Origin of the sequence: Halorubrum sp. SS7, from assembly GCF_005435055.1 — an archaeon.
Taxonomy (GTDB): domain Archaea; phylum Halobacteriota; class Halobacteria; order Halobacteriales; family Haloferacaceae; genus Halorubrum; species Halorubrum salinarum.
Genome location: NZ_SGXV01000194.1, coordinates 1 through 721 on the forward strand (window position 1 = coordinate 1; position 721 = coordinate 721).

Below are 721 nucleotides of genomic sequence, written 5' to 3' on the forward strand. Positions count from 1 at the left end.
CCGCGTCCTCGGCCTCGACGCCTTCATCGAGCAACTGGAGGTCGGCGGGCAGACGCTCGTCGAGCGGTTCCCGAAGCTCCGCTACGTCCTCGGGTAAACTACCCCACCCTACTTCGCTCACCCCATACGGGGTTCGCTCGTTGAGGGTGGGGCTTTGATGTGGACTCCCGGAAATCAGTCGCCAGCAATAGGCTGGTAACTCTCGCCGTTCACCGTCCCACCATTCACACGCACGTCTACTTGTGCGTCTCCGCTCCCCGACTTGGGCGAGGAACGGAGGCTGTGTCTCTGTTTCCGGGCGTATCGAACCCCGATATTCTTCGCCGCATTGTAGTCCGCGTTGACCTCGTACCCGCACTTCTGGCACTCAAAGTGTTCACCGTGGCGGTTGTCTTCATGCGTGAACCCACAGTCCGTCCGAGAACAACGTTGGGACGTGTGGTTCGGCTCAACTTGCTCCACGGAGACGCCTTGTTCTGGCGCTTTGTACTCGACGTACTCGTACAGGCGTCGAAACGCCCACATGTGGTGCCACTTCGCGTGTGGAAGCCGCTCTCGAATGTCGCTCAAGTCCTCGAACGCGATCACGTCGCAGTCGTGTTCGACGGCTTCCGAAACGATCTCATTGGCTACCGTGTGGATGTACTGCTTCCGCCACGCTTCTTCCCGCTTTCCGAGGCGAAGCAGGGCGTTGTGTACAGCTTGCGTCCCACGCTGTTGC

1 protein-coding gene and 1 pseudogene are annotated in these 721 nt (G+C 60.1%); one reads left to right on the forward strand and one right to left on the reverse strand.

Going from position 1 to position 721, the window contains the following annotated elements; translation table 11 throughout:
* Positions 1 to 97, forward strand: a pseudogene (locus EXE44_RS21630) (DoxX family protein); the annotation flags it as partial.
* Between the two features lie 77 nt (positions 98 to 174).
* On the opposite strand, the gene EXE44_RS17565 reads toward EXE44_RS21630, so the two are convergent.
* Positions 175 to 721, reverse strand: a 547-nt coding sequence (locus EXE44_RS17565) for an RNA-guided endonuclease TnpB family protein (protein WP_137718018.1), incomplete at its 5' end; no start/stop codon positions are given.